Genomic DNA, 22,800 nt, shown 5'->3' with positions numbered 1-22,800 from the left:
ATAATCTGAAATAACTGTGCAAATATCCAGTTAATTTGTCTGGAATTAATAGCTTTTTCTCTTTTTTTAGGGCAAAATAACGAAAATTTTACCGCACTTAACATCAGACAGAGGAATTTATGGCTGGAGTAAACAAAGTTATTATCGTAGGAAACCTAGGAAACGATCCTGAAATTCGTACAATGCCAAATGGCGAAGCTGTAGCGAATATTAGCGTAGCAACCAGTGAAAGCTGGATGGATAAAAACACGGGTGAACGTCGAGAAATCACCGAATGGCATCGTATAGTGTTTTATCGTCGTCAAGCTGAAGTGGCTGGTGAATATTTACGCAAAGGCTCAAAAGTTTATGTTGAAGGGCGTTTAAGAACTCGCAAATGGCAAGATCAAAATGGTCAAGATCGCTACACCACAGAAATCCAAGGCGATGTGCTACAAATGTTAGACAGCCGCGCAGAACGTGTGCAAGGTGGCTATACGCCACCACAAGGAGGAAAAGACTATTCTCGAACCACTCAAAATCCCCCGATTCAAAACACAAAACTAGAAGCACCTACAGTGGATGATAGTTTTGATGATGACAATATCCCATTCTAAATACGACATATTATAGCTATTAATTTAATTTATGTAAGAAGCCTCGTAGAAGGCTTCTTTTTTTTCAAATTAGACACACTTTTTTGATGGAAAAACTTGGAATTGAATTATTTATGATTTCAAATTTGTTGTATCAAGGCTGTGATATTTTTACCCACATTTTGCATTCCTTTTTGTATAGTCATCTATAATTAATTGTTGAATTGTTTAGAAAATATTTATTATTACTGTTTTTTTATTGAAAATGATTTAATTAACCTTGTCGTATAAACTTGTTTTAGTAGAAATTACTTTATAGGCTTCATATTTTGTGGCTAGATGATAAAGCTTGCAGCTCATTGTAAAGAAAATTACAGCGACCATTAAGCTATTTAAACTGAAGAATATGCAAGAGACGTTAACTGAGATAGATGTTTACGATATTGCTATAACTGAAGTAAAAGATTTTAGCTATTTACATGATGATAGTGAAATTTATCTTAAGGCTAAGATTGTTTATTTAAAGTTAAGCGAGCAATTGTAGTATCTAATAATCTTCAAAGTCAGCTAGTGAAAACTGTTAGGATAATGGTTTGAGCTGGTAAAATTTTTGTAGAATCGGTAGCTGAAGTGATTGGTATGCCTACGGATGAATCTGGCAAGGATGCTGTGTAATGTTTGATGAAATAATTATTGAAAATGGATAATATGATGAAAAGAGTGATATTCCCCCTGATCTCATACTTTTTTACTTCTCCTCTCTGGGCTACCCCCCTTGATTGGTGGAGACCGGTGTCCGAAATTAGCTCGGGAGACACTGCATGGGTTATGGTATCAGCAGTGTTTGTATTATTTATGACTATTCCTGGTTTAGCTCTATTTTATGGTGGTATGGTTCGTAAAAAAAATCTGCTTTCAACTATGATGTATAGTTTTGGGGCAGCTGCATTGGTTAGTGTTTTATGGATGATAGCAGGCTATTCCTTGGCGTTTACACCTGGAAATGCGTTTATTGGCGGTAGTGATCGTTTATTTTTGCGTGGTTTAGGGGTTGATCCTGCACTTGGTATGACAACAATTGTACCTAGTGCTACTAGTATACCTGAATCAGTATTTATGTTTTTCCAAATGACGTTTGCGATAATTTCTACGGCAATTATTAGTGGTTCATTTGCTGAGCGTATGAAATTTTCTTCCGCTATGTGCTTTAGTGGGCTATGGATGATGTTGGTTTATGTACCTGTTTGCCATTGGGTTTGGGGCGGCGGATTCATGGGAGATGGAGGTGTGATGGATTATGCTGGAGGGACAGTAGTACATATTAGTGCAGGTACAGCTGGGCTAGTAGCAGCCATAATTTTAGGTAAACGAGTGGGATATGCGAAAGAAGCTATGCCACCACATAATATGGCGTTTACATTAATAGGTGCTGCAATGTTATGGATGGGGTGGTTTGGCTTTAATGCTGGTTCTGCATTCGCAGCTAATGCTTCCGCGGGTATGGCGATGGCAGTAACCCAAATTTCAGCAGCTGCGGGAGCTTTAACATGGATACTATGCGAAAGATTGATTGCGCATAAAGCATCTGCATTAGGATTAGCTTCAGGAGCTGTCGCAGGGTTGGTTGGTATTACACCAGCAGCAGGTTTCACCGATCCTAAAGGCGCATTGCTCATTGGTATATTGACAGCATTATCTTGTTATTTTTCAGTTGTTTTTTTAAAGCGTAAATTTGGTTATGATGATTCTTTAGATGCGTTTGGTATTCATGGATTTGGTGGTATTATTGGGGCTATTTTGACTGGGATTGTATTTGATAATACTATTTTTGGTGGTCAGGCACAGATTAGCAGTCAAGTTTTGATTCAGTTAAAAGATGTAATTATTACGCTACTATATAGTGCAGTAATAAGTGCAATTTTATTATTCATTATTAGTAAATTTGGTGGTGGTCTGAGAGTGGAATATGATGTTGAAAGGGAAGGCTTAGACGTAAATATTCATGGTGAACGAGTCGAATAAATTGGTTATGCTATCGTTATGCCAGGCTGCTCGATTTCAAGCAGCCTGGCATGTATTCAATTAATTATTTTTTAGCTTATTGACTTTTGCTAGTAAAATTTGTCCCATAGGCTCTGGATTGCCTTGGAATAAACTAGCTAGGCGATTATTGCTAATAATATCATGACGTAATGCTAAGCGCTCATCATGGTTCTCAGCTAAGCGAATAGCACAAGCAATATATTCATCTATAGAGTGCGTGATTAGCCATTCTGGTAACCCTAATCTTTTAAACAAACCTTCATCAATATGCTCATGCACTTCATCTCCCGTTTTGCAGACCCCAACGAGTCCCAAGGTAACCATATCAATAATTCCATTCGTATTACCAAATGGAAATGGATTAATCATCATATCACATTGATGAAGCACGCTTAAATATGCGTTATAGGGCTGATGGGTATAAACAGTTGCATCTTTACCTAAATAAGATTTGATAAAGCGCTCAACATAGGGGTGAGTGATGCCTAAAGAGAGGCCTAATGCAAAATGAAAATGAATTTTTACATTAGCGCGATCACGTATAATTTGGCAGGCCTCTAGAAAATAAGGGTTTAATTTCATTGTAGTAGATGCGATACCAATTTGTACGACTTCTGGTTTTTGTCGTAAATTATAGTGTACTTGGGTGGGGGCTAGCGCTGATGGTACATAGGGTAATGCATCTTTAGGTAAGCGTAATAGGACTTCACTAAAGCAGTCTTCACTACCTACATAATCATCTTCTACGATTACATAGTCAATATAATCAGAGTGCGTTGTCGCTGGATGCCCTAGTGCGATAGCTTGAATCGGCGCTAGGCGTGTATTACTCGCAAAGATTGTTAATAAATCCATACCGATACTTGGCATATATAGCACAGAAGCTTTAAATTGTTCGCAAATATCTTTAATAAGCAAAAGTTTGCCTAATATATCTTTATCATTCGTAATTTCATGAAATTCATCAAATACATCTCTTCCTATTTTGTCTACCTTTGAATTACCTAATCCTATTAAGTAAAAATGTGCTTTTGCAGCAATAAGGGAGGTTGAGTGAGTGCGATAAATAGAATGCACCGCATTAAAATGCTCTAGGAGTACGATCATTACGGGCTTACCATTATGCTCACCAATTTGAGATATGTCGCGATCTTGCCAGCCTAATTGCAATAAGTGTGAACGAATCACTTGGTTAACGGAATGTTTAATTTGATGCTTGTTAGTGGCAATATCATAACTGCAATGCATATAGACATCATGAATAATTTTACTAGGAATCTTATCGAGATTTTCTAACTGTATGAGCTTTTCTGGTAACCACTGCAGAATTTTTGCACGTTTATCAAAAGCAGTTTTTGTGCCAATAAATCGAGGTGACTGCAAAGCAAAACACAATGATGTACATACATATTGGTTAATCTGCCATATTATTTCTAAATCTAGATAAACATTAGATTCCGGCAAATAGAGTATGCAAAATTTGGCCAAACTGGAGAATGAATTATTCAAATAAACAATATTCGATGGGTTTTGATTCTCAGCAGACTGTTGGTTATAAGTTTCTAGGATATGATCTGCATTAATATAAGGAGAACTTGCAAAAATTAAGGCAATCCAACGTTGAGCTACGATAAAATTTGCAAACCCAGTTTGGGTGATCGTTAAATCAGGTTGCGTAAACAAACGCGTAATTGCATCAGCCATGCGCGTACAAAAAAATATATATCTATCTTGTTCTAAGTTGTTAAGCTGAATAGGATAATCAAATGCTATTTGGTCTACCGTGCCAAAATCAGCATCTAGTTTATAGAGAATTGCTAATAATTCATTACATGCTTGTTCATAATTGTGGTGGTGAATATGTTTTTCTAAAAGTTGCAGACTTGGTGAAGTCAAAAGTTCAGTTTTTGCCATAGAGTAGATAGGTATTGTTTTATAATCATTAATAGCTAAATTCTAGCAAAATATACCGTATAGGAATAATGATTTTTTGCGTTTTTATCAGAATGGTATGCTATTCTGCCATATTCCCACTCTCGTTAAATGTATCTCGATTTTGTATAAAATATGACGTTGTTTCTGTTTAGTATTCTTTTCACCTAAGGTAAAAATACATTATACTTAACCAATATAATGATTTTCTGCAATAGAGAAATTCAATGACCAAATCTTTAAATATTGTTTTTGCGGGTACACCAGAATTTGCTGCGCAGCACTTAGCTGTATTGTTGAATTCAGAACATAATGTAATTGCGGTTTATACCCAGCCAGACAAACCGGCTGGACGAGGTAAGAAACTGCAAGCGAGTGCGGTGAAACAATTAGCGGAGCAGCATCAGATTCCTGTCTATCAACCAAAATCCCTACGTAAAGTGGATGCGCAGCAAGCACTGGCAGCACTGAATGCCGATGTGATGGTAGTGGTGGCCTATGGCTTAATTTTACCGAAAGCGGTGTTGGACGCACCAAGATTAGGGTGTTTAAACGTTCACGGTTCGATTTTGCCCCGTTGGCGTGGGGCAGCACCGATTCAGCGTGCAATTTGGGCGGGCGATACGCAAACTGGCGTGACTATTATGCAAATGAATGAAGGCTTGGATACGGGCGATATGCTGCATAAAGTGTATTGCGACATCAGCCAAGAAGACACCTCTCTAAGCCTTTATCATAAGTTGGAACAGATTGCGCCAAATGCGTTGCTTGAGGTGTTAAATGGCTTGGAAACTGGACAATTTCCACCCAAAGTACAAGATGATGCCCTTGCTAACTATGCCGATAAACTTTCTAAACAAGAGGCGAAATTGGATTGGCAACTTTCAGCAGCACAGCTTGATCGTTGTATTCGTGCGTTTAATCCTTGGCCGATTAGCTATTTTGTTACTACGGATAAAGAGGGCAACGAACAGACCTTGAAAGTGTATCAAGCCACGGTGCTGCCACATCAAAATCAGCCAGTTGGCACGATTTTACAAGCGGACAAAAATGGCATTCAAATTGCCACAGCAGATGGCGTGTTAAATCTCACCAAACTTCAGCCTGCGGGTAAGAAGCCGATGTCGGTGCAGGATTTACTTAATGGCAGAGCAGATTGGTTCCGCGTGGGTAAGGTGTTGGCATAATGAAACAAAAAATCAGCAAAAAAAGCACCGCACTTTCTGCGCGCGCACTGGCAGCACAATATCTCTTACAAGTGCTGGATAATGGGCAATCGCTTTCCACGTTGTTGGCGGAAAAAAATCCTGCGCTGAAAGAGCAAGATCTCCCTTTATTACAAGAAATTTGTTTCGGTGTTTGCCGCGTGTTGCCACGTTTAGAGCAGATTATCCAGCACTTGGTAGATAAGCCACTGAAAGGTAAAACGCGTCTTGTGCATTGTTTATTGTTGGTGGGTTTGTATCAATTATTATATTTACGCACGCCCGATCACGCGGTGGTAGATGAAATGGTAAAAGCCGCACAAAGCCTAAAATTAGACAGTTTCAAAGGCTTGGTAAATGGCGTGCTACGCCGTTTCTTACGCGAGCAAGCGCGCATTTTGGCAAAAGTGGATAAGCATTGGCAAACCTTGCACCCTGAGTGGCTCGTGAATAAGCTGAAGAAAGCCTATCCAAATTGGCGTGAGATTGTGGAAGCGAATAACCAACGGCCACCAATGTGGTTGCGCATGAACCCGCAACATAGCAATGTGAACGGGTATTTAACCTTGTTGCAAAATGCAGAAATTGAAGCAGTAAGCGCGGATCATCCACAGGCAATCCGCTTGGAACAGGCGAAAAATGTCGCGCAATTACCGCATTTCGCCGAAGGTTGGCTCACCGTGCAAGACTTGCACGCACAATGGTCGGGTTTATTGCTTGAGCCGCAAAATGGCGAATTGATTTTAGATGCTTGTGCTGCACCCGGCGGGAAAACCACGCATATTTTAGAACTTGCGCCGCAAGCCAAGGTAGTGGCATTAGACATTGAACAACATCGATTGAAACGCGTGCAAGAAAATCTCGCACGAATAGGGCAAAACGCCTTTGTGATTTGTGGTGATGCCAGCCAGCCAAATCAATGGCTTGAACAAATTCAACAGCAATTTGGCGAAAGTGCGGTGCAATTTGATCGAATTTTGCTTGATGCTCCTTGTTCAGCCACTGGCGTGATCCGTCGCCATCCCGATATAAAATGGTTGCGCAAAGAAAGCGACATTGCCTCTTTAGTGGCCTTACAAAAAGCCATTTTAACGGCTTTATGGCAATGCTTAAAACCAAATGGCGTGTTGCTGTACGCCACTTGCTCATTATTACCAGAAGAAAATAGCCAACAAATCAGCGAATTTTTACAACAACACCCTGAGGCAGAATTAATGCCCCTGCCTTTCCCCAAACAAACACAGGTTGGCCATCAATTCTTCCCACAAGAAAATAGTGGCGATGGATTTTATTACGCAAAATTGCTCAAGCGAGAGGATGATAAGGGTGAAGTTTCCAACGATTGATGTAATTATGCCCTGTTATAATTGTAGTCAGACTTTAGCTAGGGCCGTTTACTCTGTTATAGAACAGCCATATTTAGGTAAATTATGGTTGATTGATGATGTTTCTACAGATGAAAGTTATGAGCTAGCCAAACGGCTATATCAGAAGTATCCAGGGAAAATTTGTATTGAACAAATGCCTAAAAACAGTGGCGTAGCTAAAACGAGAAATTGGGGAGCGTTGCAAAGTAACGCGGATATTATTGCTTTTCTTGATGCTGATGATGCTTATGAAGAGAGAGCCTTAGAAAATGCGGCAGCAGTTTTTGCTTTTAAAGCAGAAATAAATGTACTGCGGTTGTCTCTCAAACCTGTAAATTTACCAGAACGTTATACCACGCATCCAGCCTTCGGCAAGGCTTGGCAATATATGGAGATGACAGGCGCAGGAAATTTAGTTATCAAGCGTTCTTTTTTTCTTGCCTGTGGAGGATTCCCGCAAGATCCATTGTTTAGACAATTAGGTGGTGAGGATGGCGCATTTGGGTTGGCAACAACAAAACTTTGTCTAGTTGGTACGCTGTTTAATGAGGCTGGTGTTTTGCACTATTGCCATGATGGGATGCATGCGCAGCGTTTACTTAATGCCATTTTATTTAATCAACACGATGAGAGCGTAACGGAAGAAAAGCTAAATGAAGCCAATCAGATCACAGCGAGTATTTGTCGAAGAATGATGCAGTTGAAAGATTGCCTTAATTATCCAGAAACAGGGGTTTTACCTCTTCATATTGAGAGAACAGAGTAAATGAAGATTATAATTTTAGGCGCAGGTCAGGTTGGAACAACTTTGGCAGCCAATTTGGTGAGTGAGGATAATGATATTACCCTCGTGGATAATCAAGCCGAGCGATTGCTTGCTTTGCAGGATAAGCACGATTTACGGGTTGTTCATGGGGTAGCGTCTTCACCAAAGGTTTTGCGTGAGGCCGGCGCAGCAGATGCAGATTTAGTGGTGGCAGTTACGAATTCAGACGAAACCAATATGATCGCTTGCCAAGTTGCTTATACCTTATTTAATACGCCAACTAAAATTGCACGTATCCGTGGTGCTGATTATTTACGTGAAAAAAATAAGCTATTCCAGACTGATGTTATCCCGATTGATCATATTATTTCACCCGAAAAATTGGTTACCGATGAAATTGTTCGCTTAATTGCTTATCCAGGCGCATTACAAGTTTCTCATTTAGCGAATGGACGAATTAGTATTGTCGTTGTTAAAGCTTATTATGGTGGCCCGTTGGTCGGTTATGCATTGTCTGCATTAAAAGAACATTTACCTTACATTGATTGTAGAATCGTTTCTATCTTGCGACAAGATAAGGTTATTCGCCCCCAAGGTTCAACGATTATTGAAGCGGGTGATGAGGTGACGTTTATTTGTGATGCTATCCATATTAAAGCGATAATGAGTGAATTACAGCGCTTGGAAAAAACATATAAGCGTATAATGATAATTGGTGGAGGAAACATTGGGAGCAGTGTAGCTAAACGTTTAGAAGAACAATATTCGGTGAAACTAATTGAGCGTAACCCTGAGCGAGCCACAATATTGGCAGAACATTTATCGAAAACACTTGTATTTTGTGGTGATGCTTCTGATCAATCCTTGTTATTTGAAGAACATATTGAAAATATAGATGTTTTTCTTTCTCTCACAAGTGATGATGAGGCAAATATTATGTCTGCTCTACTTGCAAAACGATTAGGCGCCAAAAAAGCAATGGTATTAATTCAGCGAATGGCATACATTAATTTATTGCAAGGGGGAACCTTAGATATTGTCGTATCTCCACAACAATCGACTATTTCTGCGTTACTTGAACATATCCGTAAAGGAGATATTGGTAATGTGGTATCTTTACATCATGGTCTTGCAGAAGCATTAGAAATTATCGTTCACGGTAATCCCGAATCTTCTCATGTAATTGGGCGAAAAGTATCTGAAGTAAAATTGCCTGCAGGCGTGATTATTGGTGCAGTATTACGTGGTGATCAAGTAATGATTGCAAGAAAAAATTTAATTATTGAGAACGATGATCATGTTGTTGTTTATGTGAGCGATAAAAAGCATATCCCTGAAGTAGAAAAACTCTTCCAACCGAGTGCTTTTTTTATTTAACTAAAGTTAATGCTAGTATAAGTAAATAGAGGGCTACATTAGCTTAGCCCTAACTTTTTATTGGCTAACTAACTGTTAATTTAATACAGCCCCATCTTTTTAATGAAGAAAATGAATACCGCAAAATAAGTTTGATCTAACGCAACAAAAACGTATTTTTTTATCTAAATACCTAATTTGGGTTATTAAAAACCTTGCTTTAGCTTTAGAAAATAGCGAGCCTAGTAAAAAGTAACTTTGGATTGTGAAAAATGTCAGAAACAACATTGCCTCGTCGCCATTTTTTGCGTGGTAATTTTCTACATTCATTACAAAGTGAAACAATAAAAGTGCAAGGCTTTCAGGGCGTGCGTCCACCTTGGGCGGTAAGTGAAGCGCTTTTTATTCAATATTGCACCGCTTGTGGGGATTGTGTGAAGACCTGCGAAACACAGATTTTGGTGCAAGGGCAAGGCGGATTTCCTGAAGTGCAATTTGATAAAGGCGAATGTACCTTTTGTCAAAAATGTGTAGAAGTGTGCCAGCAACCTATATTTCACCCAGTCAGTGAAGTGGCTTGGCGACATAAAATTGACATTAAAAATGAATGTTTAACACAAAAACAGGTGGAGTGCCGTACCTGTCAAGACAATTGTGAAATGCGTGCGATTCGTTTTGTGCCACAATTTGGGAAAGTGGCACAACCAAACTTAAACTTGGTGGATTGTAATGGTTGTGGTGCGTGCATCAGTGCCTGCCCAGTTTCTGCGATTAAACTTAATTATCCACAGGAATAACTATGTCAGAACAAGAAATTATCCCAATGGATAAAGCGGAGGAATGGCACGTTTGTGGCGTGATTGTTCAATGTAATCCGCAAAAAATCGAAAAAATAAAAACCGCACTTTTAGCGGTACCTTATACTGAAGTGCCTGCCGAAGATGTAGAAAAAGGCAAGTTGGTGGTGGTGATGCAATCTCACGATCAACATATTTTGCTCGAGCAAATGGAGCAAGCACGCAATATTGATGGCGTGATTACCGTATCTTTGATTTATCATCAACAAGATGATGACAATGATGAATAATTAATCATACTCGTGGGGGAAATGAGATGAATTTAAGTCGCCGAGACTTTATGAAAGCCAATGCAGCCGCTGCGGCTGCGGCTGTTGCTGGATTAAGCATTCCAGTGAAAAACGTGGAAGCTGCACAAGATAACAGCATCAAATGGGATAAAGCCGTTTGTCGTTTCTGTGGTACTGGTTGTGGTGTATTAGTAGGAACACAAAATGGCCGTGTTGTAGCATCACAAGGTGATCCAGATGCCGAAGTAAACCGTGGTTTGAACTGTATTAAAGGTTACTTCTTGCCGAAAATTATGTACGGAAAAGACCGTTTAACTCAACCAATGTTGCGTATGAAAGACGGTAAGTATGATAAAAATGGGGAATTTACGCCAGTTACTTGGGATACCGCTTTCAAAACAATGAAAGAGAAATTCTTAAACGCAATGAAAGAACGTGGCCCAAATGGTGTGGGAATGTTCACTTCTGGACAAAGTACCATTTTTGAGGGTTATGCCAAAGCAAAACTCTGGAAAGCCGGTTTCCGCTCTAACAATATCGATCCAAATGCACGCCATTGTATGGCGTCTGCAGCGGTAGCATTCTTGCGTACCTTTGGTATTGATGAGCCAATGGGCTGTTATAATGATATTGAGCAAGCAGAAGCTTTCGTTTTATGGGGTTCTAATATGGCGGAAATGCACCCTATTTTATGGTCGCGTATTTCTGATCGCCGTTTATCTAACCCAGATGTAAAAGTTGCTGTACTTTCTACTTTCGAACATCGTAGTTTTGAGCTTGCGGATAATGGAATGATTTTTACACCGCAAACTGACTTGGTGATCCTTAACTATATCATCAATTACCTTATCCAAAATAATGCGATCAACTGGGATTTCGTCAATAAACATACTAAATTCAAACGCGGTGAAACGGATATTGGTTATGGTTTGCGTGATAGCGATCCGCGTCAAAAAGCAGCCAAAAATGCAAATAGTGGTAAAATGTATGACAGTAACTTTGAAGAACTCAAAGCACTTGTGTCTGAATATACCCTCGATAAAGCCCACGAAATGTCAGGAGTACCAAAAGATCAACTAGAAAGTTTGGCACAGCTTTATGCTGATCCGAAACGCAAAGTCGTCTCTTTCTGGACAATGGGCTTTAACCAACACACTCGTGGTGTGTGGGCAAACCACTTGATTTACAACATTCACTTATTAACGGGTAAAATTTCTACTCCAGGATGTGGCCCATTCTCCTTAACCGGTCAACCATCTGCTTGTGGTACAGCCCGTGAAGTGGGAACTTTTATCCATCGTTTACCTGCCGATATGGTGGTTACTAAGCCAGAGCATCGTGCTATCGCTGAAAAAACGTGGAGAATTCCAGCTGGAGTAATTACAGATAAATTAGGTTACCATGCGGTAGCACAAAGCCGCGCATTAAAAGATGGCAAAATGCGTGTATTATGGCAAATGTGTACTAACAATATGCAAGGTGGCCCAAACATCAATGAAGAAACTTTCCCAGGCTGGCGTAATCCTGAAAACTTTATTGTGGTTTCCGATCCGTATCCAACGGTATCTGCTTTAGCAGCTGATTTAATGTTACCAACAGCCATGTGGGTAGAAAAAGAAGGTGCTTACGGTAATGCAGAACGTCGCACGCAAGTATGGCGCCAACAAGTGAAAGCTCCGGGTGAAGCAAAATCTGACTTATGGCAATTAGTGGAATTTTCAAAATACTTCACTACCGATGAAGTCTGGCCAACTGAAATTTTAGATGCGAACCCAGAATTTAAAGGTAAAACGTTATATGACGTGTTATACCGCAACGGTAATGTAGATAAATATTCTAATGCTGAGTTGGATAACCGCCTTAACGATGAAGCTTACGACTTCGGTTTCTACATTCAAAAAGGTTTATTTGAAGAATATGCATCATTTGGTCGTGGGCATGGCCACGATTTAGCACCATACGATCTTTACCATAAAGCTCGAGGTTTACGTTGGCCTGTGGTGGACGGCAAAGAAACATTATGGCGTTACCGTGAAGGCTACGACCCATATGTAAAATCAGGTGAAGAGGTATCTTTCTATGGGCAGCCGGATAAGCGCGCTGTAATTTTAGCTGTGCCTTATGAGCCACCTGCGGAAATGCCAGATGATGAATATGATTTATGGTTATCCACAGGTCGTGTGTTAGAACACTGGCATACAGGTACAATGACGCGCCGTGTTCCTGAATTACACCGTTCATTCCCAAACAATGTAGTTTGGATGCATCCGAACGATGCGAAAAAGCGTGGTTTACGCCATGGTGATAAAATTAAAGTTTCTTCACGCCGTGGGGAGATTATTTCCTATGTCGACACACGCGGGCGTAATAAATGTCCTGAAGGTTTAGTTTTCACCACCTTCTTTGATGCTGGTCAATTAGCAAATAAGTTAACCTTAGATGCAACTGACCCAATTTCAAAAGAAACGGACTTCAAAAAATGTGCCGTTAAAGTGGAAAAAGCCTAAAAAGCAGGCTGGAATACACCGCACTTTCTATCATTAAATGCACCAGATTTATAGTAAGTGCGGTGAAAAATAAAATGAAAAAATTAACCCAAACACCGGAACGTCGCAAATTTTTTAAGGACACGGCTCGCACCGCGGGCGGATTAGCAGGCCTTGGCATTTTACTCGGTCTTCAACAAGAGCAAAGCCTTGCTCGTCAAGGCGTGGCATTACGCCCCCCATTTGCTATTGAAGATGAGAAAAAATTTGCCGCAGCCTGTATTCGTTGCGGACAATGTGTGCAAGCCTGCCCTTATGAAATGTTGCACCTTGCTTCCCTGCTTTCGCCAATGGAAGCTGGTACACCTTATTTCATCGCACGGGATAAACCCTGCGAAATGTGTGAAGACATTCCTTGTGCAAAAGCTTGTCCGAGTGGAGCGTTAGATTCTACACAGGATAATATTAACGATTCCAGAATGGGCTTATCGGTGCTGTTGGATCACGAAACCTGCCTAAACTGGCAAGGCTTGCGTTGTGACGTGTGTTATCGCGTTTGTCCGCTTATCGACAAAGCTATCACCTTAGAAATGCAACGCAATGATCGCACGGGTAAGCATGCGATGTTTATTCCAACAGTGCATTCAGAAGCTTGCACTGGTTGCGGAAAATGTGAAGAAGCCTGCGTACTTGATGAGGCAGCAATTAAAGTACTCCCTCTCGCCTTAGCAAAAGGAATGTTGGGTAAGCATTATCGCTTAGGTTGGGAAGAAAAGGAGAAAGCAGGGCATTCACTGGCACCTGATGACATTATTTCCTTACCTGTACGCAAACCGGAGGGATTTTAATGGCAAATTCACCGAAAGATGCAGGCAGAGAAGCCAGAGAAAAGCTAGGATTGTGGCGTGCAAACCGCTTTTTATTTTGGCGACGTTTAACTCAGTTAAGTATTATTGCAATGTTTCTGAGTGGTCCTTGGCTAGATGTATGGATTCTGCGTGGCAATTATAGTGGTAGCTTATTTTTAGATTTGATCCCAATGAGCGATCCACTCATCACGGCAGAAAGCCTTGCAACTGGTCATTTGCCTAACTTCACCACCTTACTTGGTGCAGGCATTGTGATCGCCCTTTATGCTTTATTGGGAAGCAAAGTATTTTGCGGCTGGGTTTGTCCGTTAAATCTGGTTACCGATTGTGCCGCTTGGCTAAGACGTAAATTAGGCATTCGCCAAAATGCTAAAATCCCGCGAGGCTTACGCTACGGCATTTTGCTGATGATTCTCATCGGCAGTGCGTTAAGCGGGATTATGTTGTGGGAATGGATCAATCCTGTGAGCGCATTTGGACGCGCCTTAATTTATGGTTTCGGTGCAACCACTTGGTTAATTTTAGCGATATTTTTATTTGATTTATTGATTGCAGAGCACGGCTGGTGCGGGCATTTATGTCCTATCGGTGCGACCTATGGCTTAATTGGCGCAAAAAGTATTGCGCGCATTAAAGTGATTGATCGCGCACGCTGTGATAATTGTATGGATTGCTACAACATTTGCCCTGAACCTCAAGTGTTACGTAGCCCATTACACGGCAAGAAAAACGAAAGCTTGCTCGTACTTTCCAAAGATTGTATCAGTTGCGGACGTTGCATTGATGTTTGTGCTGAAAATGTATTTACTTTTACCACTAGATTTAATCATTCGGGGGAATAAAATGATTAAAAAAACCTTCTTAATTTTGACCGCTCTTTTTGCGACCACAGTGATGGCGGCAGAAGACAAAATCGACAATTATCTGCAAGGGGCTGCAGAAGATGTGAAGCCTGCTTTTCACAATGTACCAAAACAAAGTGAGCTACCACCACTTAACTATGTGAATCAGCCACCAACTATTCCACATAGCGTGAAAAATTATCAAGTAACAAAAAATGTCAATCAGTGCTTAAACTGCCACAGTGTGGAAGCCTCTCGCATTACAGGTGCAACACGTATTAGCCCAACGCACTTTATGGATCGTGATGGCAATATCGTAGGTGGTGAAACCTCACCACGCCGCTATTTCTGCTTACAATGCCACGTTTCACAATCTGATGTTGAGCCAATCGTGCCAAATGAATTCAAACCGATGAAAGGTTACGGAGAATAAAAATGTTGAAATTAATCAAAAAGTTTTGGCATTGGTTTCGTTCGCCAAGTCGTATTGCCGTGGGCGTGTTAATCACCCTTTCTTTTATTGCAGGCATTATTTTCTGGGGCGGATTTAACACCGCATTGGAACATACCAATACGGAAGAATTTTGTTCTAGCTGCCATATGAACGATGTGGTGCCTGAATATCGTCAATCGGTGCATTATGCAAATCGTACTGGGGTAAAAGCCATTTGTGCGGATTGCCATTTACCACACGAGTTTATTCCTAAATGGGTGCGTAAAATCAAAGCAGCAACGGAGGTTTATGCGCACATCACAGGTAAAGTAGACACCAAAGAAAAATTTGAGGCTGCTCGCCTAGAAATGGCAGAGCGTGAATGGGCAAGAATGAAAGCTAACAATTCACAGGAGTGCCGTAATTGTCATAATTTTGAAGCAATGGATTTCACCCAACAAAAAACAGTGGCAGAAAAAATGCACACGCTGGCAATTAAAGAAGGAAAAACCTGTATAGATTGCCACAAAGGTATTGCTCACCACTTGCCAAATATGAAAGATATTAAATCTGGTTTTTTACCAGCAGAAAAGGCAGAATAGTTGGTAAAGTGAACAAACCTAAAATCCACTGTATTTAGCAGTATCAATAAACACAAAAGCCCTGTATAATAGCAGGGCTTTTATTTTCCATTGGCGTGTGGCTATCAAAAATACTCTTGCACAATCCAGTAAAGTGCGGTGTTTTGTGAGAGAATTTTTGCTAGTCGCAATTGGGAAAGCAAGGTGAAATCAAACAGTTGAGCTGTTATTTTCGCCTAAAAGCATTCAGTGCGGAATCCTCCGTAAATCATTCCATTTCATTTGAAGGAAAATATTGTGAATCCAATTGTTAAACAATTTAAATATGGTCAACACACGGTAACCTTAGAAACCGGTGCAATCGCCCGTCAAGCTACAGCGGCAGTAATGGCGAGTATGGACGACACTAGCGTGTTCGTAACAGTGGTAGCGAAAAAAGACGTAAAAGAAGGGCAAGATTTCTTCCCATTAACCGTAAACTATCAAGAGCGTACTTACGCGGCAGGACGTATCCCTGGTGGGTTCTTTAAACGTGAAGGGCGCCCTTCTGAAGGGGAAACCTTAGTTGCGCGTTTAATTGACCGTCCAATCCGTCCATTATTCCCTGAAGGCTTTTTCAACGAAATTCAAATCGTGGCAACCGTGGTTTCGGTAAACCCACAAATTAGTCCAGATTTAGTGGCGATGATCGGTGCTTCAGCAGCACTTACCCTTTCAGGCGTGCCATTTAACGGCCCTATCGGTGCAGCACGTGTTGGCTTTATTGATGGTCAATTCGTATTAAATCCAACCACTAACGAACAAAAACAAAGCCGTTTAGACTTAGTCGTGGCTGGGACAGATAAAGCCGTACTAATGGTGGAATCGGAAGCGGACATTTTAACCGAAGAACAGATGTTGGCTGCAGTGGTATTTGGTCATCAGCAACAACAAGTGGTAATTGAAGCCATTAAAGAATTTGCCCAAGAAGCAGGCAAGCCGCGTTGGAATTGGCAGCCACCAGCACCAGATACAGCACTAATTGATAAAGTCAAAGCCCTTGCTGAAAGCCGTTTAGGCGACGCTTATCGTATCACCGAAAAACAAGCCCGTTATGAGCAAATTGATGCGATTAAAGCAGACGTGGTAAGTCAATTAACCGCTGAAGATGAAACGCTTAGCGAAGGAAAAATTCTTGATATTCTTACCGCACTTGAAAGTGAAATCGTGCGTTCACGCATTCTAAACGGTGAACCACGTATTGATGGCCGTACCGTAGATACCGTGCGCGCATTAGACATTTGTACAGGCGTGTTACCGCGCACACACGGTTCTGCGATTTTCACCCGTGGTGAAACACAGGCCTTAGCGGTGGCAACCTTAGGGACAGAACGTGATGCACAAATCATTGACGAATTAACCGGTGAAAAAACCGATCACTTCTTGTTCCACTACAACTTCCCACCATATTCTGTGGGTGAAACAGGTATGATTGGCTCGCCAAAACGTCGCGAAATCGGCCACGGTCGTTTAGCAAAACGTGGTGTCGCCGCAGTAATGCCAAGCTTGAGCGAATTCCCCTATGTGGTGCGTGTGGTGTCTGAGATCACAGAATCTAACGGTTCATCATCAATGGCATCGGTATGTGGTGCATCATTAGCCTTAATGGACGCAGGGGTGCCAATTAAAGCCGCTGTTGCGGGTATCGCAATGGGCTTAGTAAAAGAAGATGAAAAATTTGTCGTGCTTTCGGACATTTTAGGTGATGAAGATCACTTAGGTGATATGGACTTCAAAGTAGCGGGAACACGGGAAGGGGTTACCGCATTACAAATGGACATCAAAATTGAAGGGATTACCCCTGAAATTATGCAAATCGCCCTTAACCAAGCAAAAGGTGCGAGAATGCACATTCTTGGTGTAATGGAACAAGCTATTCCTGCACCGCGTGCGGAAATTTCTGACTTTGCACCGCGTATTCACACAATGAAAATCGATCCGAAGAAAATTAAAGATGTGATCGGTAAAGGCGGGGCTGTTATTCGCTCATTAACCGAAGAAACTGGTACATCTATTGATATTGATGATGATGGTACAGTGAAAATTGCTGCTGTAGATAACAATGCCGTGAAAGAAGTAATGGCTCGCATTGAAGACATCACGGCGGAAGTAGAAGCTGGTGCAATCTATCAAGGTAAAGTCACTCGTCTTGCCGATTTTGGTGCATTTGTTTCATTAGTAGGCAATAAAGAAGGCTTAGTTCATATTTCACAAATCGCTGATGAGCGCGTAGAAAAAGTCAGTGATTACTTAAGCGTTGGTCAAGAAGTTAGCGTGAAAGTAGTTGAAATTGATCGTCAAGGCCGTATCCGCTTAACAATGAAAGATATTGCTCCGAAACAAGATGCTATCCCAGCAGAAGACGTTGTGGCAGATGTCTGTGAGCAAGAATAAGAGAATATTACCTCCTATTTGTTAGGACGTAAATTATCTTAATAGGAAAGCTAGCTTGTATCTGTCAGTAAATTATACTTAAGCTAGCTTTTAAGGCTAAAAAATGATGCAATGTAATGGATGTAGAAAATCTCTCAGGCTGTTGTCAATCTGGAGTTTTTTATTATTACTTGTAGGCTGTGTCAATTCGCAACCATTTATGATAGAAAATAAATTGATTATTGCGGAACAAACACCGAATAGCCACATCGAGCAAGAAATAATGCTTGCTCGTATCAACCAAGTATTGCAACTTGGTGAGATTGATAAAAGAGAGCGTGCAGCCTTTCATTTTGAACGAGGGGTGTTGTATGACGCCCTTGGGCTTTGGGAGCTTGCACGTTATGACTTTTTGCAGTCTTTAATTTTTCAGCCAAAAAACGCCGCACTTTATAATTATTTGGGTGTCTATCAGCTTATCAATGAAGATTATGATGAGGCGTTAGACGCATTTAATGCGGCATTGGAATTAAATCCAAACGATGAATATAGCCTATTTAATCGTGGATTAGGTTTTTATTATATAGAACGTTACTCACTTGCACAGAAAGATTTCGCGCAGTTTTATCAACAAGATAAAACTGATGCTTACCGTGCATTATGGTTATATCTCAATGAACTAGAAATCAATCCTAAAAAGGCTAAACTGCAGTTAGCACAACAGGCACCAGCGCTCTCGCAAAAGCAATGGGGCAATTATATTGTGCAATATTATTTAGGTCAGTTGTCGCTCACTGAGCTACAACAGCAAGGGGTAGAATTTGCGGAAAAGCAAAAAATGCCTTATGCCGAAGTATTGACCGAAACCTACTTTTATCTAGCAAAACAACAACTCAATTTGGGTCAAAGGGAAAAAGCAGAAACCCTGTTTAAATTGGCCATAGCGAATCAGGTGTATAACTTTGTTGAGTATCGTTTTGCAGTGCTTGAACTGGCGAAATTAAAACGCACACAAGCACAATAAACTAGGCATCTGCCTAGATTTGGTGTTGTAAAACGTAAAACTTTTCAACAATGTTATCCACAAAGCGGCGATTTTTCGCCACACCTAGGCTTTGTGAAACTGAAAGTAATTGAGCTTTCTTTTTTATATTCGAGTATTTTAATGACTGAAACAAAAATCACCTTTAATGATTTAGGCTTGCCTGAATTTATCCTTAATGCTGTAACAGATATGGGATTTGAATCCCCTTCACCAATCCAACAGGCTTGTATTCCCCACCTTCTCGCGGGTGATGATGTGCTTGGAATGGCGCAAACAGGAAGTGGAAAAACTGCTGCGTTTTCTCTCCCTTTTTTAGCACAAATTGAACCAAGTAGAAAAATCCCACAGATGTTAGTAATGGCGCCAACTCGGGAACTTGCTATTCAAGTGGCTGATGCTTGCGAACAATTTATGAAATATGCCAAAGGCATTAATATTGTGACCCTTTATGGTGGACAACGTTATGACATTCAATTGCGAGCCTTAAAGCAAGGGGCACAAGTAGTAGTAGGAACACCGGGGCGTATTTTAGATCATCTTAGACGTAACACCCTTGATCTTTCTGAATTAAAAGCCATCGTGTTAGATGAAGCAGATGAAATGCTGCGTATGGGCTTTATTGAAGATGTTGAAACTGTAATGGCGGCGCTACCAGAACAGCACCAAACCGCGCTTTTCTCTGCCACAATGCCAGAACCGATTCGCCGTATTACAAAGCGTTTTATGCACGATCCTAAAGAGGTGAAAATCCAATCTACACAACGCACAGCGCCAGATATTACTCAAAGCTGTTGGTATGTACACGGATTTCGTAAAAACGAAGCCTTATTACGCTTCCTTGAAGTGGAAGATTTTGATGCAGCAATCATTTTTGCACGCACCAAAACTGCCACCCTTGATATTACCGAGTTGCTAGAAAAACACGGTTTCCGTGCGGCCGCACTCAATGGTGATATGACGCAACAACTGCGAGAACAAACCTTGGATCGCCTGCGTAATGGCAGCCTAGATATTTTAGTGGCCACCGATGTTGCAGCCCGTGGACTTGATGTAGAACGTATCAGTCTTGTTGTGAATTACGATATTCCACTTGATGCAGAAAGCTATGTTCACCGTATCGGTCGAACTGGGCGTGCAGGACGTGCTGGACGTGCTTTACTCTTTGTTGAACCAAGAGAAAATCGTTTACTAAGAAATATTGAACGGCTGACCAAAAAACCAATTGAAGAAGTACAAATTCCGAACCCTGAGACATTAGAGCTTTGTCGACGTAAAAAATTTGTAGCAAAAATTACCAAACAACTTGAACATCGGGATCTAGAGCAATATCGTAGCTTATTGGAGGATCTATTCACCGCGGATCAAGATCAAGAGGATATTGCTGCGGCTATGTTAATGCTATTGCAAGGTAAACAAAAATTAATCCTACCACCAGATCCATTAGTAGATAAACGTGCAAGCCGTGAGCGTAATAGTCGTAGAGAAAATCCTCGTTCGGCTGAACGCCGAGGTTATGGAGCTCCAAAAGCAATGGATTTATACCGTATTGAAGTTGGCCGCTTAGATGGGGTAGAAGTGCGTCATATTGTTGGGGCAATTGCTAATGAAGGTGATCTCAATAGTCGTTACATTGGCCATATCAAACTTTATGATAGCTATTCAACGATAGAGTTACCACAAGGAATGCCAAAAGAATTGTTAAACCATTTTACTAAAACGCGTGTAATGAATAAACAAATGCAAATGTCTTTGCTCGGCGCTGCTACAGGTGCTGAAAATAAAGGTAAAGGCTTTGCTGGAAAAGAGAAACGTCGTTCAGATGATCGCCCTACACGAGGAAAAAATGAACGTAGATTTAAAGAAAAAAATCACCGCTCTTTTAACGAAGATAGTTTTAAATCACGTACAAGAAGAAAATAAGGTTATTTTCTAGTGAATCTTTATAAAAAAACTACCGCACTAAAAAGAGCGGTAGTTTTTTATTTTTTATCTATATTACGCTTTTGGACCCGCTGAGATTAGCGCCTGACCATCTGCATTAGTTGCATATTTTTCAAAGTTTTTCACAAAACGGCTTGCGAGATCTTCTGCCTTAGATTGCCATTGTGCTTTATCGGCATAAGTATCACGTGGATCTAAAATAGCAGGATCAACCCCCGGCAACGCTTTTGGAATCGCTAAGTTGAAGATTGGTAACTCAGACATTTCGGCTTTATCAATTGAGCCATCTAAGATTGCATCAATAATTCCACGAGTATCTTTAATGGAGATACGTTTGCCTGTGCCATTCCAACCTGTGTTCACAAGGTAGGCTTCTGCACCAGCGGCTTCCATACGTTTCACTAACACTTCTGCATATTGGGTTGGATGAAGTGATAAGAATGCCGCACCAAAACAAGCTGAGAAAGTTGGGGTTGGTTCAGTGATACCACGTTCTGTCCCCGCTAATTTTGCGGTGAAACCGGATAAGAAATAGTATTTCGTTTGTTCTGGAGTCAATTTTGACACTGGTGGTAACACCCCGAATGCATCTGCAGTTAAGAAGATCACTTTTTTCGCGTGGCCTGCTTTAGAAACGGGTTTTACAATGTTTTCAATGTGATAGATTGGGTAAGAAACACGAGTATTTTCTGTTTTTGAACCGTCATCATAATCCACTGAACCATCTGCGCGCACCACCACGTTTTCTAACAAAGCATCACGTTTAATCGCACGATAAATATCTGGCTCGCTTTCTTCAGAAAGTTTGATGGTTTTCGCATAGCACCCCCCTTCGTAGTTGAATACGCCGTCATCGTCCCAACCGTGTTCATCATCACCAATTAATTGACGTTTTGGATCTGTCGAGAGCGTTGTTTTTCCGGTGCCTGATAACCCAAAGAAAATCGCTACATCACCGTCTTTACCTACGTTAGCAGAACAATGCATTGAGGCAATTCCTTTGAGCGGTAGGAAATAGTTCATCATTGAAAACATTCCTTTCTTCATTTCACCGCCATACCAGGTACCGCCAATTAATTGAAGCCCTTCTGTAATGTTAAATGCTACAAAGTTTTCAGAATTTAAGCCTTGCTCTTTCCAATTTGGATTCGTGACTTTTGAACCATTCATTACCACAAAATCAGGTTTGAAATTTTCTAATTCTGCTGCTGACGGACGGATAAACATATTAGTTACAAAGTGAGCTTGCCACGCTACTTCTGTAATAATACGCACAGCTAAGCGAGTATCAGGGTTTGCACCACAGAATGCGTCCACCACAAACAAGCGTTTGCCAGAAAGCTGTTTGGTCACTAATTCTTTTAAACTTTGCCAAGTGGCTTGGTTCATCGGCTTGTTATCATTTTTTGCCGCATCACTTGTCCACCATACTGTGTCTTTAGTTTTTTCATCTAAAACGATGTATTTATCTTTTGGTGAACGACCAGTAAAAATCCCTGTATCCACCGCAACAGCACCGGATTGAGTAACCGTTCCTTTCTCAAAACCTTCTAAACCTTCCTTGGTTTCCTCTGTGAAAAGTTGTTCATAACTTGGGTTATAGACTACCTCTTTTACATCATAAATACCTAACTTACCCAATTCCGTTACTAAGTTTTTTGCATCAGCCATAAGATATACCTCAATAAAGTTAATATTAAAAAATATGTCGATATTTTATGTGACGAACCAAAAAAAAAATGTTAGGTAGATCTCAAAATCAGAAAAAAACCGTTCCATTACTCAAAATAGTTAAGTTTTATGATATGAATCAAAGAAAATTAAAAGTATCGTGAATAAAAAAGCACGAATCAATGTTCG

18 protein-coding genes are annotated in these 22,800 nt (G+C 40.7%); 16 read left to right on the top strand and 2 right to left on the bottom strand.

Features of this window, described 5'->3' with window-relative positions; all coding sequences use genetic code 11:
* Positions 1-119: 119 nt before the first annotated feature.
* Entirely contained in the window at positions 120-596 is a 477-nt protein-coding gene (locus L5B71_RS10350; protein ID WP_265758301.1) for a single-stranded DNA-binding protein, read from the top strand.
* Positions 597-1,274: 678 nt separating this feature from the next.
* Positions 1,275-2,597 (top strand): ammonium transporter, encoded by a 1,323-nt coding sequence (locus tag L5B71_RS10345; RefSeq protein ID WP_326938253.1) that lies wholly within the window; start codon positions 1,275-1,277, stop codon positions 2,595-2,597.
* A gap of 60 nt (positions 2,598-2,657) precedes the next feature.
* Here the strand turns inward: L5B71_RS10345 and L5B71_RS10340 are convergent, their stop codons facing one another.
* Positions 2,658-4,532, bottom strand: coding sequence for a UDP-glucose:protein N-beta-glucosyltransferase (locus tag L5B71_RS10340; RefSeq protein WP_265758300.1), 1,875 nt, complete (start codon positions 4,530-4,532; stop codon positions 2,658-2,660).
* A gap of 245 nt (positions 4,533-4,777) precedes the next feature.
* Here L5B71_RS10340 and fmt point away from each other — a divergent pair, with 245 nt between their 5' ends.
* The 14 genes from fmt to L5B71_RS10270 all read left to right on the top strand — a co-directional run bounded on the left by fmt (position 4,778) and on the right by L5B71_RS10270 (position 20,919).
* The gene (gene fmt, locus L5B71_RS10335) at positions 4,778-5,737 is read left to right on the top strand and encodes a methionyl-tRNA formyltransferase (RefSeq protein WP_265758299.1); all 960 of its coding nucleotides are present in this window, start codon (positions 4,778-4,780) and stop codon (positions 5,735-5,737) included.
* A complete protein-coding gene (rsmB, locus tag L5B71_RS10330; RefSeq protein WP_265758298.1) occupies positions 5,737-7,101 on the top strand; it encodes a 16S rRNA (cytosine(967)-C(5))-methyltransferase RsmB in 1,365 nt (454 codons plus the stop codon). Before fmt ends, rsmB begins: the two co-directional genes overlap by 1 nt.
* Entirely contained in the window at positions 7,073-7,888 is an 816-nt protein-coding gene (locus tag L5B71_RS10325; protein WP_265758359.1) for a glycosyltransferase family 2 protein, read from the top strand. Before rsmB ends, L5B71_RS10325 begins: the two co-directional genes overlap by 29 nt.
* A complete protein-coding gene (gene trkA / locus L5B71_RS10320; RefSeq protein WP_265758296.1) occupies positions 7,889-9,265 on the top strand; it encodes a Trk system potassium transporter TrkA in 1,377 nt (458 codons plus the stop codon).
* A 251-nt stretch (positions 9,266-9,516) separates the two neighbouring features.
* On the top strand, positions 9,517-10,041 hold the full coding sequence (gene napF, locus L5B71_RS10315; protein ID WP_265758295.1) for a ferredoxin-type protein NapF: 525 nt from the start codon (positions 9,517-9,519) through the stop codon (positions 10,039-10,041).
* 2 nt (positions 10,042-10,043) lie between these two features.
* Positions 10,044-10,331, top strand: coding sequence for a chaperone NapD (locus L5B71_RS10310; RefSeq protein ID WP_265758294.1), 288 nt, complete (start codon positions 10,044-10,046; stop codon positions 10,329-10,331).
* A 26-nt stretch (positions 10,332-10,357) separates the two neighbouring features.
* Positions 10,358-12,838: a nitrate reductase catalytic subunit NapA gene (gene napA / locus L5B71_RS10305; protein ID WP_265758293.1), complete on the top strand. Its 2,481-nt coding sequence runs from the start codon at positions 10,358-10,360 to the stop codon at positions 12,836-12,838.
* Positions 12,839-12,912: 74 nt separating this feature from the next.
* On the top strand, positions 12,913-13,665 hold the full coding sequence (gene napG, locus L5B71_RS10300; RefSeq protein ID WP_265758292.1) for a ferredoxin-type protein NapG: 753 nt from the start codon (positions 12,913-12,915) through the stop codon (positions 13,663-13,665).
* A complete protein-coding gene (gene napH, locus L5B71_RS10295) occupies positions 13,665-14,528 on the top strand; it encodes a quinol dehydrogenase ferredoxin subunit NapH (RefSeq protein ID WP_265758291.1) in 864 nt (287 codons plus the stop codon). The genes napG and napH overlap by 1 nt, the downstream gene beginning before the upstream one ends.
* A 1-nt stretch (position 14,529) precedes the next feature.
* Positions 14,530-14,961 carry a nitrate reductase cytochrome c-type subunit gene (locus L5B71_RS10290; protein WP_265758290.1) on the top strand — a complete coding sequence of 144 codons (432 nt, stop codon included), beginning with the start codon at positions 14,530-14,532 and terminating at the stop codon, positions 14,959-14,961.
* Between the two features lie 2 nt (positions 14,962-14,963).
* A complete protein-coding gene (locus L5B71_RS10285) occupies positions 14,964-15,563 on the top strand; it encodes a cytochrome c3 family protein (RefSeq protein ID WP_265758289.1) in 600 nt (199 codons plus the stop codon).
* A 276-nt stretch (positions 15,564-15,839) separates the two neighbouring features.
* Positions 15,840-17,975 (top strand): polyribonucleotide nucleotidyltransferase, encoded by a 2,136-nt coding sequence (pnp, locus tag L5B71_RS10280; protein ID WP_265758288.1) that lies wholly within the window; start codon positions 15,840-15,842, stop codon positions 17,973-17,975.
* 106 nt (positions 17,976-18,081) lie between these two features.
* Positions 18,082-18,978, top strand: a complete 897-nt coding sequence (gene nlpI / locus L5B71_RS10275; RefSeq protein ID WP_265758358.1) for a lipoprotein NlpI — start codon at positions 18,082-18,084, stop codon at positions 18,976-18,978.
* Positions 18,979-19,119: 141 nt separating this feature from the next.
* A complete protein-coding gene (locus L5B71_RS10270; protein ID WP_265758287.1) occupies positions 19,120-20,919 on the top strand; it encodes a DEAD/DEAH box helicase in 1,800 nt (599 codons plus the stop codon).
* A gap of 75 nt (positions 20,920-20,994) precedes the next feature.
* Here L5B71_RS10270 and pckA read toward each other — a convergent pair whose 3' ends face one another.
* Positions 20,995-22,611, bottom strand: a complete 1,617-nt coding sequence (pckA, locus tag L5B71_RS10265; protein WP_265758286.1) for a phosphoenolpyruvate carboxykinase (ATP) — start codon at positions 22,609-22,611, stop codon at positions 20,995-20,997.
* Between the last annotated feature and the right edge of the window lie 189 nt (positions 22,612-22,800).

It is taken from the genome of Avibacterium sp. 21-586 (genome assembly GCF_026226775.1).
Classification (GTDB): domain Bacteria; phylum Pseudomonadota; class Gammaproteobacteria; order Enterobacterales; family Pasteurellaceae; genus Avibacterium.
The sequence above is the reverse complement of the archived record's forward strand: the minus strand, read 5'-3'. Positions and strand labels throughout refer to the sequence as shown.

Coding starts and splice junctions, on each gene's coding strand:
- L5B71_RS10350 (WP_265758301.1), top strand. CDS start 120: ATGGCTGGAGTAAACAAAGTTATTATCGTAGGAAACCTAGGAAACGAT.
- L5B71_RS10345 (WP_326938253.1), top strand. CDS start 1,275: ATGGATAATATGATGAAAAGAGTGATATTCCCCCTGATCTCATACTTT.
- L5B71_RS10340 (WP_265758300.1), bottom strand. CDS start 4,532: ATGGCAAAAACTGAACTTTTGACTTCACCAAGTCTGCAACTTTTAGAA.
- fmt (WP_265758299.1), top strand. CDS start 4,778: ATGACCAAATCTTTAAATATTGTTTTTGCGGGTACACCAGAATTTGCT.
- rsmB (WP_265758298.1), top strand. CDS start 5,737: ATGAAACAAAAAATCAGCAAAAAAAGCACCGCACTTTCTGCGCGCGCA.
- L5B71_RS10325 (WP_265758359.1), top strand. CDS start 7,073: ATGATAAGGGTGAAGTTTCCAACGATTGATGTAATTATGCCCTGTTAT.
- trkA (WP_265758296.1), top strand. CDS start 7,889: ATGAAGATTATAATTTTAGGCGCAGGTCAGGTTGGAACAACTTTGGCA.
- napF (WP_265758295.1), top strand. CDS start 9,517: ATGTCAGAAACAACATTGCCTCGTCGCCATTTTTTGCGTGGTAATTTT.
- L5B71_RS10310 (WP_265758294.1), top strand. CDS start 10,044: ATGTCAGAACAAGAAATTATCCCAATGGATAAAGCGGAGGAATGGCAC.
- napA (WP_265758293.1), top strand. CDS start 10,358: ATGAATTTAAGTCGCCGAGACTTTATGAAAGCCAATGCAGCCGCTGCG.
- napG (WP_265758292.1), top strand. CDS start 12,913: ATGAAAAAATTAACCCAAACACCGGAACGTCGCAAATTTTTTAAGGAC.
- napH (WP_265758291.1), top strand. CDS start 13,665: ATGGCAAATTCACCGAAAGATGCAGGCAGAGAAGCCAGAGAAAAGCTA.
- L5B71_RS10290 (WP_265758290.1), top strand. CDS start 14,530: ATGATTAAAAAAACCTTCTTAATTTTGACCGCTCTTTTTGCGACCACA.
- L5B71_RS10285 (WP_265758289.1), top strand. CDS start 14,964: ATGTTGAAATTAATCAAAAAGTTTTGGCATTGGTTTCGTTCGCCAAGT.
- nlpI (WP_265758358.1), top strand. CDS start 18,082: ATGCAATGTAATGGATGTAGAAAATCTCTCAGGCTGTTGTCAATCTGG.
- L5B71_RS10270 (WP_265758287.1), top strand. CDS start 19,120: ATGACTGAAACAAAAATCACCTTTAATGATTTAGGCTTGCCTGAATTT.
- pckA (WP_265758286.1), bottom strand. CDS start 22,611: ATGGCTGATGCAAAAAACTTAGTAACGGAATTGGGTAAGTTAGGTATT.